General features: G+C 45.3%; 12 protein-coding genes. 11 read left to right on the top strand and 1 reads right to left on the bottom strand.

The window, feature by feature from the left end:
- The 8 genes from QUB10_RS22665 to QUB10_RS22630 form a co-directional block, all read left to right on the top strand.
- On the top strand, positions 1 to 310 hold a 310-nt coding region (locus QUB10_RS22665; RefSeq protein ID WP_333205532.1), incomplete at its 5' end, for a transposase.
- A gap of 313 nt (positions 311 to 623) precedes the next feature.
- Complete coding sequence (locus tag QUB10_RS22660; RefSeq protein ID WP_333205531.1) at positions 624 to 2,363, top strand: helix-turn-helix transcriptional regulator; 1,740 nt, start codon at positions 624 to 626, stop codon at positions 2,361 to 2,363.
- Positions 2,364 to 2,893: 530 nt separating this feature from the next.
- The gene (locus QUB10_RS22655; protein ID WP_333205530.1) at positions 2,894 to 6,325 is read left to right on the top strand and encodes a plasmid replication protein, CyRepA1 family; all 3,432 of its coding nucleotides are present in this window, start codon (positions 2,894 to 2,896) and stop codon (positions 6,323 to 6,325) included.
- Between the two features lie 731 nt (positions 6,326 to 7,056).
- Positions 7,057 to 7,407 (top strand): hypothetical protein, encoded by a 351-nt coding sequence (locus tag QUB10_RS22650; RefSeq protein ID WP_333205529.1) that lies wholly within the window; start codon positions 7,057 to 7,059, stop codon positions 7,405 to 7,407.
- Positions 7,376 to 7,693 carry a helix-turn-helix domain-containing protein gene (locus tag QUB10_RS22645; RefSeq protein ID WP_333205528.1) on the top strand — a complete coding sequence of 106 codons (318 nt, stop codon included), beginning with the start codon at positions 7,376 to 7,378 and terminating at the stop codon, positions 7,691 to 7,693. The genes QUB10_RS22650 and QUB10_RS22645 overlap by 32 nt, the downstream gene beginning before the upstream one ends.
- Before the next feature lie 267 nt (positions 7,694 to 7,960).
- Positions 7,961 to 8,155 (top strand): hypothetical protein, encoded by a 195-nt coding sequence (locus tag QUB10_RS22640; protein WP_246276690.1) that lies wholly within the window; start codon positions 7,961 to 7,963, stop codon positions 8,153 to 8,155.
- A gap of 452 nt (positions 8,156 to 8,607) precedes the next feature.
- On the top strand, positions 8,608 to 9,837 hold the full coding sequence (locus QUB10_RS22635) for a hypothetical protein (RefSeq protein WP_333205527.1): 1,230 nt from the start codon (positions 8,608 to 8,610) through the stop codon (positions 9,835 to 9,837).
- Between the two features lie 752 nt (positions 9,838 to 10,589).
- Entirely contained in the window at positions 10,590 to 12,017 is a 1,428-nt protein-coding gene (locus QUB10_RS22630) for a DEAD/DEAH box helicase (protein ID WP_333205526.1), read from the top strand.
- Between the two features lie 464 nt (positions 12,018 to 12,481).
- On the opposite strand, the gene QUB10_RS22625 is transcribed toward QUB10_RS22630, so the two are convergent.
- Positions 12,482 to 12,616 carry a hypothetical protein gene (locus QUB10_RS22625; protein ID WP_333205525.1) on the bottom strand — a complete coding sequence of 45 codons (135 nt, stop codon included), beginning with the start codon at positions 12,614 to 12,616 and terminating at the stop codon, positions 12,482 to 12,484.
- A gap of 19 nt (positions 12,617 to 12,635) precedes the next feature.
- On the opposite strand from QUB10_RS22625, the gene dnaN reads away from it, so the two are divergent.
- From dnaN to holA, 3 genes are all read left to right on the top strand, one after another.
- Positions 12,636 to 14,138: a DNA polymerase III subunit beta gene (gene dnaN / locus QUB10_RS22620; RefSeq protein WP_333205524.1), complete on the top strand. Its 1,503-nt coding sequence runs from the start codon at positions 12,636 to 12,638 to the stop codon at positions 14,136 to 14,138.
- Between the two features lie 612 nt (positions 14,139 to 14,750).
- Positions 14,751 to 16,166: a DNA polymerase III subunit gamma/tau gene (gene dnaX, locus QUB10_RS22615; protein WP_333205523.1), complete on the top strand. Its 1,416-nt coding sequence runs from the start codon at positions 14,751 to 14,753 to the stop codon at positions 16,164 to 16,166.
- Positions 16,163 to 17,119 carry a DNA polymerase III subunit delta gene (holA, locus tag QUB10_RS22610; RefSeq protein WP_333205522.1) on the top strand — a complete coding sequence of 319 codons (957 nt, stop codon included), beginning with the start codon at positions 16,163 to 16,165 and terminating at the stop codon, positions 17,117 to 17,119. Before dnaX ends, holA begins: the two co-directional genes overlap by 4 nt.
- Positions 17,120 to 17,193 lie beyond the last annotated feature (74 nt).

Below are 17,193 nucleotides of genomic sequence, written 5' to 3'. Positions count from 1 at the left end.
AAGAAGGATTTTTTCAGAAAAAGACTCACGCACAAATATGATTTTATGTCAACTTAATTTAGATGCGTTTACCCTGGTATACCGTCTTAGTGTGCTTTTACTGTTTCAGCCTGCCTACAGTCCGGAAGTCAACCCAATAGAAAGACTCTGGGGATATATAAAAGAACAATTGAAATGGTTGAGGTTTGAACAAATAGAAGAGTTAAGAGCGGCGGTGCAAAAAGAGTTAAAAAAGTTGACTAATGAATTCATTGCTTCTTTGACGGGATGGCAATTTATTTTAGACGCCATATTTGTAGCAGGACTTTAGGAAAATAGTATTAGTGTCGGGCATAAATTAACAGCGATAGAGCAGGAAATTATTACTGGAAAATGTTAAAATAATAGCGTTATGGTAAACTGTAGTAACGAGCGAATTGGGACAGTATATGGGAGAGCTTTCGATCGTGAAGTTAGTGGAAAAACACATTATTTTTCGCCACCACTGGAACGCAAATGCTTTGGGGATACAGGGCCTGGTAGTACGGAAAGTTCGGGTTACTCCTTACAAAAAGGTTCGAGAAAGCAAGTGAGATATTTGTCTATCAAACCTGTAACTATTATTAGCATGAAGAGGCTAGGCTATGGAGTTATCTACTACCACCACCACCACCACGATAGATGGCGACCGCATTCAAGAGTACGCCAAGAAGCTACGCCAGAGTAATTTTTTAGAAACTTTGGCCTTGAATGTAGCAATGGGGATTCATGCCGAAATTACTAAAAGGGATGAAACATTAGAAGGCTTTAGTCATAAGTGTGTTGATGAACTCGAAAAATTTCTCAAAGAGCAGATAGTTGATGATGCTTTCTACTTGACAAAAGCAGAGGAAATATTAAATCATCTGACCCTCTGGCTTCAGGCAGGTAGAACCGAGGAAAATTTATGGAAAAACGTGGCACTTGATTCAGCTTTAATTTTTCTAGAGCCACTCGATTTATCCAATCGGACACTAGATGAGTTAACCGCTATGCTGGGGCTGGCTTCAAAAACAGTTCCCGCAACCGAACCCCAGCTATTTATCAGCACCACAATCACTCAAATACTCACCTCAGCCCCTCCTAGAACGGCTTGCAAGTCCTTATTACGAATTTGGGATTGGCAAGAAGATACCCATAAAAATGTGTTTTTTCGAGATAATTACAGCACGGGTTTTGTTAAGTTAGCCTTAAAGGATAAAGACCCAGTTACTAAAGAATATTTTTACTTTACAGGCAAGGCAGCCTGGGGAATTATTGAGGAATTTGGCAATTTGGGGAAAGATACTGCCAAACTCCACTGTTTACTATCTGCCTATGTTTTTCAACAGGCTGTGCCTTGGAGAACTGAAATTAAGCTAGCTGGAACTGGGAAAAATGGCGGCACTAACCTCATAGACTTAATGGGTTGGGGTGAGCGTAAAGATATGACCACTTCCCAGAAGTTACTCAGGATAGAGCAATGCCTGAAGCTTCTGAGAAAGCTGGACGCTACCATTAAATGGAATATCGGGAAGCTAGGATGCGATATGAATTCCCTCATTTGGGACGTTGCTGTGGAGCGCTACGGGCAGCGTAACATTTTCACAGATGAAATTGATGAACCAACAGAAATAGTAGCCTTCATTCGGGCGGGTAGATGGGCTGAGTTTTTCTTTAATAAACCTGGCAAGAATGCCAGACCTCCAGTTGCCTTATATGAGTTTGGTTGGATTTCAGAAGCGACGCTCAAAATGAACCCGTATCATGATGAGCTAGCATTCTTAATTGCCATCAATATAACAACAGAAAGCGCCATTCATACAAATGGAAAATACACGGTTAAGACCGTGCTAGAGATGGTGATGCCGAAAAATGAGATTGAATTAGCCCGTAAGGATCATCGCTACGCTGGTAAGCTGAAGCAACGTTGGGATAAAGCCTTAATGCAGCTAGCTGAGTTAGATTGGCAGATTATATATGACTCTGAAACCTACCCAGAATGGTTGCGTCCTGGAAGTACAACAGGTAAACCCAAAGATTGCAAAAAAAGAATTATTGATTTACTGCTAGAAGCTGGCGTCACCATCAAGCCTCCCGGTAAAATTCCTGCCTTGATAGCTGCTAAAAAATCAGCATCTTTGCCCCGGAAACGGAAATCAGCATTTGCTGCCCCGTTAGAGTGGGAACCGATACAGAAGGCTTGTGAAGCAAAGGATTGGACGAAGCAAAGAGTCATCGCCGAAAAGCTGGGCATATCTCAGCAGCTAGTCTCACAGCTTCAGCGCGGCAAGCCAATTAGCCCCAAAACCGCCGCCCACCTCAAAAAAATCTTGCCTAAAGTGCTACCAGAATTGTCAATCTAGCTTCCCGTCCCCTTGACCCCAACTCCAGCCCCAAGCGTAGTAAGGCTGGAGTTTTGCGTAGTAAGGCAAAAATGACCTCAAAATCACCTTCAAACTTTTACCAGGCAAGGCTTATGACTTTACTACGGACACACCCGGATCTAGTGACAAAAACACCCGGATCTGGTGACAAAAACTCCCGGATCTGGTGACAACTCAATTTTGAAACTCTTGAGTAGCAAGCATTTCAGAACCTTACTACGCGCGGATTAACTATTAATTAATTATCTTTGATCGGCGTGCAAGCAGCGATTTTCAGAACATGAGACAAAGGGATGTTCCCCACTCAAGGAATAGCCCGGTGAAGATTTATCGAGATAGCACAGGCATTGACCTTCAAAATCAGTCCTCACAGAGACTCATAGTCCACTTAACCCCATCTGACCCGTTCATGAGGCGCTCTGGCGGTAGCCAGATTCGGGTGCAACTTGGAGTGCCTTTCGCATTGCTACTAGGCCAGAAGGTCAACACAGCCAACATGGGGGTGCGTTATGGTCTTGTCTAAGTCCGCCCTCACTGAATGGCAAGAAAGCGGCGTAGACTCCGCCATCTTCGCCCTCAACGTGCAAACTCTTAGTGGCGACGCCCCCTACGCCTACCTCCTCTACGAAATTAACGCCGCCTCCGGCAGAGTCCACCCCGACGCACAATGGCGGTGGGCCAGAAAACACTACAGCCACATCGAGCACGGTGGTTGGTGGTGTTCGGGCCTTGACCCCCTCAACAACTGGCAGCCCATGTATTGGGGCTGCTTCAAACCCTATCAGCCCCGCAACAGCTTCGACCCAAACGGTAAAACCAAGCCCGTTAAATACGAACACCCCCCCAAAACCCCCACCAGAGCCTTCTTCCTGCAAGTCCCAGACCACATCTGGGCAAAAGTTGCAGAACGCCACGGCGTCCCCATCAACCCAGAAAACCCAGAGGACTTAGAGATGGGGAGTACAGGAACGGGGGAGACGGATCTCCCCTTTGCCCCTGTGCTCCTCCGCAACCCCACGAACCCCCCTCAATTCTGGGAATGGGTTTGGCTCAACAACATCCCCGTCATCATCGTCGAAGGCGTAAAAAAAGCCGCCTGCCTGCTCACAATGGGCTACGCGGCCATTGCCCTCCCCGGCGTTACAATGGGTGTCAGAACCAAAAACGCGCTAGGGGAAAAGTGCAACCCCTATCTCATCCCCGAACTCCAACACTTCGCCACCCCAGGGCGGGAAATCTACATCGGCTTCGATCGCGACAGCAAGCACTCTACCGTCCTCAACGTCAACCGCGAGATTGACAAACTCGGCCGCCTGTTCACGACCGCCAAATGCTCCGTCAGCGTCATCACTCTGCCAGGACCGGAGAAAGGCATCGACGATTTCGTGGTAACCAGAGGCGAAGATGCGCTCATTGCCCTTAAAAACGCAGCACGAGGCTTCCAATTTTGGCAGGATAGGGAATCATGGCTTTTAACCTATCCCGCGTCTTTAACGCTAAATTCTCGCTATCTGGGAGAACTCCCCTATCCAGAGGCCGGCTTAGCCTGCATCAAATCCCCCAAAGGCACCGGCAAAACCCGCTCCCTCGCCCACCTGGTTTCCCACGCCCTCAACACGGGCGAACGCCGCGTGCTAGTCATCACCCACAGGATTCAGCTCGGCCGCGCCATCTGCGCCGGGTTGGGAATCAACTACATCGACGAAACCAAGAACTCGCCGGAAGGCAAATTATTCGGGTACGGCTTGTGTGTAGACAGCCTCCACCCCCACTCAATGGCCCGTTTCAACCCCGAAAACTGGTCTGGGGCGATCGTCCTCATTGATGAGTGCGAACAAGTCATCTGGCACGCCTTGAACTCCAGCACCTGCCGCGAAAACCGCGTCGCCATCTTGCAAACCCTGCAAGAACTCATTCGCACCGTCTTAACTACCGGCGGCTTAATCGTTGCCCAGGATGCTGACTTATCTGATTGCGCGATCGACTACTTGAAGGCGCTTGCTGGCATCCCTCTCGAACCTTGGATTGCCGTCAACGAATGGAAACCTAAAAAAGAGCGGGACGCGATCTTCTACGCCACTCAAAGTCCCGCACCACTATTCGCTCAAATGGAGCAAATTCTGTCGCGAGAAGTCACCGGCTGCGACCTTGAAAGTCGCGCCCTCTGCTGCCCGCTCGATCGAAACAGGCCCCACATTATGGTTGTTGAAGACTCCCAAAAAGTCAAAGGAAAATGGTCGTGTCGCAACCTAGAAACACAACTGCAAAAACGATTTCCCAACAAGCGCATTCTCAGGATTGATAGCGAGTCAGTAGCCGACCCCAACCACCCCGCTTGTGGCTGCGTTGAGAATCTTAATGCCACCATTCAAAACTACGACATCATCATCGCTAGCCCCACCATTGGCACAGGAGTTAGCATCGACATTCGCGGTTATTTTGCAGCGGTATTCGGCATTTTTAAAGGAGCAATTGCCGTCAACGATGCCCTGCAAAGTCTCGCTCGAGTCAGGGATGAAAATGTTCCAATCTTTGTCTGGACAGCGCCCTTTGGCATTGGCAAAATTGGCAACGGCAACGCTTCTTATCGATCTCTCCTCGCTTCCCAGCAGAAGGTTATCAAAGCCAATATTCGCTTGCTGCAAGGAGTTGACTTCGACATCGACGCGGCCCACGACCCGGTTCACCTGAGAACTTGGGCAAAAATGGCTGCTAGAATTAATGCCGGAATGTGGCATTACAGGGAGGCGATTAGGTACAGCCTAAAAGCTGAAGGGTTTCAGGTAAAACTGTGCCGAGAAAATCAGCTAGAACAACTCCTTTTAGAGGGATTAGCGCAGCAAATAGCAGCCAGCGCGGTTAAAAACTGGAAGCTATTGCAGCAGGTTGCCCAGAAGGTTGATGCTGGGTTAAATGAATTAAATCTCCGAAATGTTGGAGCTGCTCTGGCTAAGAAAGAGGCTGAGTCAATTCAGCGAGAGAACTGCAGGGTAGAAGCGGATGCTGTTGCTGATGCTCCTGATATTACTCTGTCTGAGTATCTGGAGTTGAAGGACAAGCGCTCCAAGACAAACGGCGAACTCAATCAAGAGCGCAAGTACCAACTGCAAGAGACTTATGGTGTGTCGGTGACGCCCGAGCTGAAATTGAAGGACGACGACGGCTGGCTGCCTCAAATTCGCCTGCATTACTATTTGATCCATGACCCAGAGTTTGTCAGGAAACGAGATAAAAATCACTTGGCAGGCCATCAAGAAAGGGGTCAAGGGAAGGTTTGCCCGCAAGATTTGCGCTTCCTGAAAGCTTCTGTGGAAGCTCTCAAAAAGTTGGGGCTGATGGAATTCTTTGACTCAGACAGGGAGTATCGAGGGACTGACCCGGAGGTGATAGCCTTTGCTCAAAGGGTCAAGCAGTATTCTGCGGACGTGAAAGATTTTCTGGGTATCAACGTCCACCCTAATGCCCACCCAATGGAGGTGGTTCAGTATGTTTTGAAGGGGAAGCTGGGCTTTACCCTGCGACTGGTTCGCCAAGAAAGGTCGGAGGAACGAGATGCTTTGGGCAGGCCCAAGCGCATTCGAGTTTACCAGTTCCAGTTCCCCAACGACGGCAGGTCGGCGATTTTTGCAGCTTGGCAGCAGCGGGATGAGAAGGCCATCTCTTTGGCAGAAGCCGCGGCTCCCTGCTTGGAAGGGATTCCAGGCGGCACAGGGTCGGATAAAGATATGAAGATATCCGGGGGTGTGCCACCAAATGATGAAGCTGCGAACGCAGGGCGCTCCTTGAAAGTGGGCGCGCTAGTGCGGTTTGTTGGTGAGGTTCAAAAATATGTGGTTAAAGCTGTCTCAGGCGCTCGAGTGATGGTGCAATCGTTGCTTTCGGGTGCGATCGTCCACACTTGCGATCGCCGCTTGGAGCTGGCGGATGGAGGAGCGACATGAGAACGCTGCCAAAAAGTGTGATTCGTTTAGTCCCAGCGTGACCTGTAAAGGATTGTCTGTTCCGCAGAGCCTACTCTGCTAAGGACTTCACAGCCTTTACCCTCATGTAAAAGACTCATCTGAGTCCGGCCGCGTCTCAGTACAGTATTAGACGCTCGCGGCGCCGGCTCGCCGAAAAAATACTTTTCAAACGCGATCTCGACGGGAACTCGCGGATGGAACGATCGCGCTCACCTATGCGTGCGGTCTCAGACTATATTGCCTCGAAAGACCGCAATACCCCTATCGCAGGAGTTCTGTGGGGGGCGCAGTTGGCGCTCTTCAAAGCAAGTAATGCTGCGAGCGATCGCCAATAAACATATCTCAAGCCAATAAATAATAACTCCGACAGGTATCCGGTAAAAACTTGAAAGATTCCAATCCCTCACAAGTTAAATTAGAGATTTGTTTGATAGAGGATATCGTCTTTCCAAACGCTTCATCTCTGTTGGCATATCTGTCAGTTGTCGCGCGCTCAGCAATCGATGCTACCTAGCCTCCCATCATATCTTTGAAGTGCGTGAATATCAGACGATTGTGCTTGCATCCGCTTGCAATTAATGCAGGCTCTAATATTAGAGATTTTCATTGATTGATTTAAAGAAATGTCGCTCTGCAATTTCTCTATCGAGAAATTTCTCTGAAAATTTATCAAAACAAATCAGGTGCAATAGATGCACAGTTAAAAACTCATGTCAATCCCAAAAGGAAAGCGAGATTTGATTTCAATTTTGCCACTAAAACATTTGAAGGATATGCCGCCTGCAATTGAATTGCCTGCCAACTTTGCCAAAATTCATCCCGCGCGCTTTAACTGTGGCGAAATGGTGCGCTGGACGGGTGTTAGCGAAGAAGCTGACAGAGGAATGGTTATCGGCAAATTTTACAACTACGAACAATGTCAATGCTGTTGGATGTGGTGTTATATCATTTGCCTTACTCCTGATTCCAAAAGTGCAACGTGGTGTCAGTTTGATACTGCCTGGGAGGAAGATTTGGAGAAGTTTGAGGATGATAAAAAAGCAGCAGAATCTGACCGATAGAGAACGCAATTTGATTGCAATTTACAGTCAATGCCAATTGCGAATGACACCGAGGCAGTTTTATGCAAAGTGGGGAGTGAGTTATGAGGAAATCGCTTTTATTTGTTCTCGTTCAGATTCTACAGTGCGGCGTTGGTTTAAAACGGGTAAAAATCGCAGATTTCCTACTGCTGTCGATTTGCGTCATTTGGCTTTAATGGATTTTTTGCTGGAGCATTTTGAGGAAATTCCCGAGACATTGGTGGCTTTCCTGTGTCCGCCTTGCGAAGAGAATAGCCTGGATTAATAGTGGCGCGTATAACGGAAAGACTGTTTAGGGCAACGACTGTATACGTTGTCGCAATCATATACTGCTGACTTGTTCTAACAGTTTTGTTGGCTGCTATACATCAAGCTTTTTCAGCATCAAAAAATAATTTGAGCTTGTCTTAGCACAAACCTTGTCAAATATCAATGTCACCGTGACCTGTCTTTGACAAGATTATTCAATTACTGTCTTGGCAAGCAATGAAACAAGAGCACAATCTGTTACTTTTAATGCTGAGGTACTAAAATGACCTACTCTGAAAAATTGCACCCGTGGTGTATCATTAGCCTGCTTCCTAATTGTCAGCGTGTTATTGTGGCACGATTTCGTAAGAGAAACGATGCAGACGATCATCTACGGGTTTTGCAGCGGTTAGTTAAAACGCGCACATTTGTGATTATTTTTGACATCCAACCAAAGCCTACTGTGCCTAAAGAATAACGGCGAATGCAGCGAAGGTTTGAAATCGAATTAATCGAGATACCTGCGTTAGTTGAATAACCGACTTTCCAGCGATTTCTCCCAGCGACAGAACCTACTGATAGCTGGGAGAACTTTTTATGAATTGAATGATGTTAACTAAATAAATTGTTAGCATTCGATTTTTTAATTTGTACTAAATACAACTTTTTATCATAGTCTTAATTGACTATATAGAGCTATCGCATTTGTACGGATAATTACAATTCTATGAGTGAATATACTATAATTGATAGCTGTGCAATCGTACATATGGCTAATAGTAGTATAGCTGGCCATCACAACAGATCCTCCCTCTAACAACAGCTAATTTATTTCCTGCTGGTGGCTCAAGAATCCTTTGTTAAGGACACCTGCAAATTTAAAGCTACCCCCTAGCGGGAGAAGTTAAGAGATAACCACTTCTTACCGTTATGAACGCTATCAACCCCCACAAAACCTTTCCTGAATCAGCCAGCCAGGACTCCCCTCAAATTAAAGAAGTGATTGCAGTAATTTTTCCTTTCCTCGCGGATGCACCTGCTGAAGAGCATCCCTTCAAATTAAACGATATCGTAAAAACAGGCAACCAATACGGTATTGTTACTTCTCTCAACAAAAGTGAAAAACCTGTGACAATTACTTGGGACGCAAGTCCCGGCGAAGATTCATTTTCTTGGACTTATAACCTCGACGAAATCCGCGCCCTCACAATCTCTCTCGTTCCTCAGTTTATCCCTAAAAAGACTGCTGGAGAACTTCCAACTTGCACAACCATCGTACTCGCTAATTCCGAACAGGTACAATTCAGCAATGCAACTCCTTTCAAAGTAGAATCGCTCACTGAACAGCACATTCTCATCTGGGCTCTCGACCAATTGTATCACTTTCCCATCAACTTGTTTCCCGGCTACCCGACAATTTGTACCATAGATATCCCGACACCCCAGCAATTAAAAGCCGCCAGCTATTTATCTGTTACCGATATCAGAATCCGAGCTAAAACGCATTTAGCTCTCGAAGTACCCCACAACTTTTTAGAATTCGCTATGCCAATCTACAAACAGCAGTTAAAAGAAAAAATAGCTCAACAATTGAGCGAAGAAAATTACCAACTTCTCGACTTTCACATAGCTTGGGAAGAAGCCTGGAAGCAGCAGTTAGAAAACCTAACAAAGAAACAAGGCTTCTACGGATTTAGAGAGGGAGATTGCATTTTACAGCACCGAGAAGGAGTTCAACGAATGGGGAGAGTCCAACACTTGAACGTTGAAGAGCCACGTCCATTTCACATCCAGTGGAACAGCGGAGAACTCCTAAATTACAGCTTGAGAGAACTCAAAGGTTTGGGTATTGTCCGCATCGAACCCCTGGTTAAATTATCGCCCAATGTGGCTTATCAAATTAGCGAAGACGGCTCCTACTTTACAGCTTGGATTGGGTTCCGTACTAAAGCGTTAGCTAAAGCGTGGCTAATACCTGTCAAAAAGCTAGTCGGCAACTTGAGCAACTTAATTGAGTGCCAAATTTATGAACTGCAACATACAGGTTCTAAATATGAGTATGCTGTAGAAGGTCCCCGACATAAAACATTAAACAAGCGTCTTGAAGCTCTGGAAAAAGTTGTTAAACTTGATTTAGAAAGGATGCCATTTAGGAGATGAGTGGGAACGAGCGAGCACTCCGTAGGGTGTAAACGGTGCTTTTTTGCTGGGACAAAAAACAGAAAAGTTTTCTATTTGTCTTAAAATTTTTATAACAGGACTTACGAATTGTAAGGGCAACATAAGGGTTTGGGATTTGGAGTTTACTTGCATAGTCCTGGACGCATAAATACCAAAGAAACTGGGTTTTTCACTCCTATTAAAGACTCAAATGCAGTATTTTCCTAAAAAAACCCGGTTTTCGCGTAACGTAACTCCTATTGCAGAACGCAGTGAAAGCCAACACTTGTGAATGACAAAAAATCATTCTCGCTGCGTAAATCATGAGCGATTAAGAGGGATTATCGGACTACTTAATAAGCGTCCATTCCCCTCTCTCCTCAAGGGTAGGTTTTTTACAATTCAGAAATTGAGGGCAAGCAAGAGGCAAGTTTTAAAGGCATAACAAGTCGAAATCCGGGCTTTTTCGCTTATCCCTCTCTCCCTCTCTCCCTCTCTCTCTCCCTCTCTTCCTCTCTTCCTTGCCCGGAATCTAAAAAACCTACTCTTGAAAGACTCCCCCGTCAGGGCAAACGCATCTAAATTCTGAAAGCTTTATGCTATCAGAGGTTCCATTTTTGGCAACTAAACTCAAATAATGACTGAAACCTTTGTCCAGCAAGTATTCTAAAAATAAGATGCGTTTGCCCTAACTCCCCCGTCAAGCTAACGCTTAATCAGAGGTTGAGAAAATTAGTAATGGACGCTAACTAATGATTCAAACGTTACTCGAACAACCCCAGAAACTTACACAATTTCCCTTCACGCTCAAACCGCAACAGCAGCAAGCCATCGACAAATTAAGAACCTTTCTAACCACTACCGAGTCATTCTTCTTGCTGTGCGGCTATGCAGGAACTGGAAAATCCACAATTGTTTTTCAAATTATCCAAGAACTCTTGAGTCAAAGCAAACGCATTGCCCTCACAGCACCTACTAACAAAGCAGTCGGCATCCTCAGAAAAATGGCAGCGTCTCAAGGCATTTTCGGAGTAGATTTTATGACGATACACCAACTTTTAGGATTAGGCATGGTCAGAAAAGAACAAGAAAAAGCTTTGGAACAGACAAGTTCCAGCAGCCTTCACCTCTACGATATCATCTTCCTCGACGAATGTTCGATGGTTGGAAGCGAATTGTGGAAATGGATAGAACGCAATTTTGAACGCACATTCTTCAATCACCGCAAGCTAATTTTAATGGGCGACCCCGCTCAACTCAATCCTGTAGGAGACAAAAAGTCGCCTGCTTTCAGCATTACCAATAAAGCTGTACTGACCAAAGTTGTCAGGCAAGCAGGGGAAAGCCCTGTGCTCGATTTCATAACAGAATGCCGCTCTTTTGTCAATAGCAAAGCAGACATATTTTTGCCACACTCTAAATACAAAAAAGGAGACAAGTCAAACGGTGCATTCAAAGTTAAATCAGAAACGCTGCTACAATATGCCGTCAAAACGATCGATCTGGAATTTAGTCAAAATCCCGATCGCTTCAGAATTCTGTGCTGGACTAACAAACGAGTCAGATACTACAATCAGCTTATCAGAGAACAAGTCTACGGTAAAGCTGCACCCAGATTTGTACCGGGAGAAAGGCTAATTACCAAAAAACCCGTCATGGCACCTGACGGCAAAACCGTAATTTTACCGACTTCAACGGAATTTACCGTCAAGGAAGTTGAGATTAACCAGCACGGAGGCTATCGAGTTTGGCTGCTAAAAATTGTGACTGATGACGGTTTATTTCGGCAAATCTTTGTCCTGCACGAGTCTGAGAATAAGCGCTACCATGCTGAACTTAAAGAAAAGCTAAAGAGTGCTAAACGCAATGGATTTCTTTGGAGGAAATATTACTGGTTCAAAGATGACTTGTTTGCTGAAATTAACAATTGCTTTGCTCTGACTATTCACAATTCGCAAGGCAGCACTTTTGATGAAGTTGGCATTGACGGAAGCGACCTTTTCAGCAGATTGTTAATCGGTCAAGATTTGAGCCGTCAACAGAAACTTAAAGAGTACCATCGACTTTATTATGTCGGTGCAAGCCGCTGCCGATATCGGATATTATTTGTTGCCCCCAATGACTCGTACTCAAACAAGAAAATTCTCAAGTACAATGTAAACTTCTCAACCAAGAGGTAAAGTCTTCAACCAAGAGGCACATACGTTTGTAGAAAACAGTCAGTAACACTCAACTTTCAAAAAGCTTCTCCATCGGGACTTAGGCTGCATAAATCAATTTTTACACTATCTGTAGTAGTAACGTGTGCCATCAGCACCTACAAGTACAGTCCTGGGCGCAACTGGCACAATTAGTAAGGTACGTTACTATCCCAAACCCTCGATAATCGCCTTATAACGAAAGTCTGACGCACCCTACAAATCGATTGGAGTCTGCCAGTTGCGTAATTCCTAAAGTAGAGTCTGTGCGTAAGTCCTATTTATAAAATAAGGCGAACAAGGAAACGAAAGGGCAAGGGGAAAGAGAAGATAAAGATGGAGAAAAAAACTTTAGTTTTGGGTTGATAGCAACGTTCAAAAAATTAATAATTGTATCGATACCCACCGAGTTAGATACAAAATGTCTACCCTTCAATCCTATGCTTTTAAGCGTGGGTTCCTTCTCTTTCTCCTTTTCCTTCTCTTTCTCCTTTTCCTTCTCTTTCTCCTTCTCCTTCCCCTTCCCACTCCTCTTTCTCAACAACCTGAATAAGTGCTGCTACCGCAGCGGCCAATCGCACCCCTGACACCAGGCTAATTATGGCAAAATCTCGACTAACAGGAACACCGCCTCAAGAGGAAAATTTGGAGAGAACAGTTAAGAAAAAACGCTCGACTGCCACAGCACATAATTCTGCCAAAACTGTGAAGAAATCAGTCAAACCAACAACTGAAACTGACTCGGTTTGCGAACCCTTAACAATCTCTCCACAAAAAGTAGAAGCTTCGCAAACTTGCACAAATTTGGCAGCACTTCCAGCCGTCGATGCTCCTTCTCTAGAAACATTGTCAAATGAGGCAATATTGCCTTCCCCTTCTACTCTCCCATCAGCTATTGAAGTTGCCTGCAATTCAAGAGAATTCAACGATTATATACAAGCCCTGAAAGGCATCATTCCCAGCAATAGCAGCCATCCCATTTTGTCCAATATTTTGATTGAAGCTGATGCAGAAACTCAACATTTGCACCTGACTGCTTACAACTTAGAATTTGGAATGCAAGTGAGCTTTGGTGCGAATGTCAATCAATCTGGGAAGCTTACCCTCCCCGCACCCATACTTGCTGACATTCTGGGAAAATTTCCTAACGGCAGCCTTACCTTAAAGAGTTCTTCTGAAATTATTAAAGGAAGCCACGTTCCATCAGTCAGTGCCACTCTGAGTGCGTCAAGAAGCAAGCACGCCATTCGCGGGCTAGCTGCGGACGAATTTCCGGCTATCCCCAGCGTTCAACAGAAACTTGTAACGCTTCCTGCTAGCGTGTTAATTTCTGTCCTAAAAGCTAGCTTATTTGCTGTAAGTTCTGAGGAAAACAAACGCATTTTAACAGGAGGGAATTTTCAACTCAGTCACGACGCAGACAGAGGACTCGATCAACTGAGAGTTTGGACGACAGATGGGCATCGGGTAGCAATGGTTTTAGGATTGAACGAAAGCAGCAATTCCTATCTTTTGAGCCGTCAAATAGTTAATTTTACTGTCCCTGCTAAGGTACTCCGGTTATTGGAGCGTTCTTTGAATTCTGCTGACAAAGTTACGATTTACTATGAAGGTTTGCCAGAGCAACCTAGTAATTTTGTCGCATTCGAGTGGAATAATTGGCGGTTGACAACGAAGTTGCTAGAAGGGCAATATCCAATTTGTGACCAAATTATCGCTCCCTATCGACCTGAATTTAGTCATCAAGTGGTGGTTGAGAGGCTGAGCTTTTTAAAAGCCTTAGAGAGGTTAGCTTCTCACAGCGACAAGTCTCACCTAACAGCTATTTTAGAATTCGATTTAGATGCCCAACAAGTGCGAGCATCACTCAACAATACTCTCAGTTCAGGAACTGAGACAGTTGATGCTAAACTCTGGGGCTGTGAGTTTCGTCTCAAGTGCGACATCCGCTATTTGATTGATACAGCTAAAGCGATTTCCAGCTCGGATTTGCGGGTGTTAATGGCAACTCCTACCGCTCCCCTACTGATTGCACCGTTTGGAACGCCAGCTTCGGGTACAGAGGCTTTGGATTGCGAATATATTGTCGCTCCGCAAGAATAATTGAAAGGTAGGGAGTGGCATCTAAATTTGATGCCCTCTCCTGCCAAAATTTGGCTTATATTACTGTATGAAATACGACAAATAGATTGGTTTAGTGCAACAGTCACTTCTCTAACAACTCAGATATATTCTACTATTTATTTTTTGATATAAGCAACCTTTTTGCTAAAAAATAAGTGAATTTTAATGTCTCTCTCCATTGGTTCAAATAAGCTCGCGACCGCCGACCCTGTTGCACCTTCAAAATTCCCAAAACCGCAAGTAAGCGGGGTGTAAATTACCCCTGTCTTGCGATCTGGAATCAGCTTCCACTCGCTCAAACCTTTTGCTTTCTATTTTTCCTTCATGCCGTGCTTTTTTGCTGTATCTCAGCAGCAGATGGTTTAGCAATTTTTCCTTGCGGTAGTGTGTTCAGCGCGATCGCCAGCGCCAACAACTGAGCCAGGACTTACGCCAAAAATACTTGGTAACACTATTAGTAGCGAGCGGTAAAATACACAATTTTTATACTACAGATAGAGCTTATGCGTAAGTCCTATGAGTTTAATTTCAGGCACGGCTCACGCCTCCCCTATCGGGGAATAGTTACCAGAAGTATTCTAACGACTCAAAATGTACCAACCACTGCACCTCAAATACCGCCCCAAAAACCTACAAGAATTAGTGGGTCAAGATACCATCAAAACAACCTTGACCAATGCCATCACCTCCGACAAAATTGCTCAAGCTTACCTATTTACTGGCCCCAGAGGAACAGGCAAAACCTCAACCGCTCGCATTCTTGCTAAATCCCTCAATTGTTTGAATAGCAAAAAGCCAACCGCCACTCCTTGCGGAGAATGTTCAAGCTGCAAAACCATTGACTCCTGTTCAAGCTTAGACGTAACTGAAATCGATGCTGCCTCTCACAATGGCGTGGATGATGCCAGAGAATTAATACAACACAGCAACTTTGCCCCAGCGCTGAGCCGCTACCGCATCTGGATTTTAGACGAGTGCCACCAACTCAGTACCAGCGCTCAAAATGCTCTCCTCAAATGCCTTGAAGAACCTCCGGCTCATGTAGTATTTATTCTCTGTACGACTGAAGCACATAAAGTCCTGCCGACAATTATCTCCCGCTGCCAAACTTTTAACTTCCGAGCCTTGTCAGTTGATGCTATTGTCGGCCAATTGCACAAAATTAGCTCCGCTGAATCTATTGAGATCGCAAGTGAGGCCATGCGGGATCTCGCTCGCACCTGCGACGGAGGGTTAAGGGATGCCCTGCAATTACTTTCTCAGCTTTCACTGCTAAACTCAGAGATTACCCTAACTCAAGTTGCAGAAGTATCTGGCAGCATCAGCGAGCAAGACTCGATCGCCCTTCTCAAAGCCATTCATTCTGGCGATACCTTAAGCGTACTGCAATCTTCGAGAACGCTCATTGACAGCGGCAAAACCCCTAAACTTATTCTCAGCAGCTTGCTAGCAGCAATGAGAGATTTGCTCATTGTCAAATCAACGCGCCACTGCCAGAATTTAATTGCAGGGCCAGTAGGCTACTCACAACTGCGCTCGCTCGCTCTTCATCTGGATTTTGAAACAATTGATGCGGCTTGTACACAATTGCAAAAATCAGAATTTCAATTGAGAACTAGCACCAATGCTGCTACGTGGTTAGAAGTTTGCCTGCTGAACTTGATGCTGTCAAGCAAACCCGCTGCCCCCGAAACGCGATTGCCGGCAACTTTCCCATCTAATCAGCCTGACAATTTTGATAAAACCCCTCAAAAAATAGAGGCAGATTCTCCTGACTTTGAGACAACTTGGGCGCAAGTAGTAGCAGCAGCGAAACCAGGCAATCGTAGCCTCTTAAACCGCGCTCAAATTGCCGAACTTTCGGCTGATTCATGTGTGTTAGCAGTAGAAAGAAAATACGCGAACAAGTTTCAGAGTCACCTTGAATCCGTGCAGCGGATCGTTACTAAAGCTTTAGGCCGCTCTGTTACTGTAACTGTCAAACAACAGGAGGAGTTAGCAGCATGATTAGCATCCTAATTGGGAATGATACCTACGCAATTGAACGAGAAGTTGAAAAGTTTAAGACTCAAACTCATCCTCTCTGGCGAGATTTCAACATCCACCGCTTCGATGCTTCTTCCCTGGATGCAGCCCTCTCTGCTGCTGCTTCAGTTCCTTTCGGCGGTGGAAACAAACTTATTGTCGTTGAAAATTGCGATTTCAAGCAATTTGGAGAAATGGGGCTAGAATTGCTGCAAATTTTGCCCCAATTACCTGCTACAACGCATTTAGTCTTCACTGCTGCTGTTATCGACAAACGACTCAAGGTAGTCAAGCATTTGTTGCAGTTTGCTAAACTTAAGGAATTTACTCTCATTCCTCCTTGGCGTACTGACTTGATTGAAAGTGCGATTGCTACTACTGCTAAACAAAAGAATCTCTCAATTGCCAGAGATGCTGTCAGCTATCTAGCAGTAGCGATTGGCAACGATTCTGCTCGAAGAGTCAGTGAACTGGAGAAATTAGCCATTTATGCAGCAGGCGCTCGCATTACGAAAGAAGCTGCTAAAATCCTCGTTCCAGCTACCACAGCCAACTGTTTTCAACTTGCCGAAGCTCTTTTAAAAGGTCAAGCAGTGGCGGCAATTAAGGTGCTTGATGAATTGCTATCTCGGGCAGAGTTTCCTTTGGCAATTATCGCGACTCTTCAAACTCAGTTTAAAACTTGGCTGTGGGTAAAAGCTACTATCAATTCCGACCAACAACGTTCTGATAGCGAAATTGCTAGTATGTGCGGAATTAGTAACCCCAAACGGCTGTATTTCCTTAAGCAGGAGGTTAAGGAAGTATCTGCGAACTTCTTAAGTCGATCGCTCTCCATTTTGTTTGATTTAGAAATCGCTCTCAAAACAGGAGATAAGCCTGACTCGATGTTGCCTGCTTTGCTCAGCATCACTCAACTCACTCACCTTAAATAACAGGAAAGCGCTGCCGAGTTAATTCGGCAGTCTTTCATTAACAATCCTGGAGGCAAAAACTGCTTTGCAACACT

Source organism: Microcoleus sp. B5-D4, assembly GCF_036705145.1.
Lineage (GTDB): Bacteria > Cyanobacteriota > Cyanobacteriia > Cyanobacteriales > Microcoleaceae > Microcoleus.
Note: the sequence above shows the minus strand (reverse complement) of the source record. Positions and strands in the feature narration are given on the sequence as shown.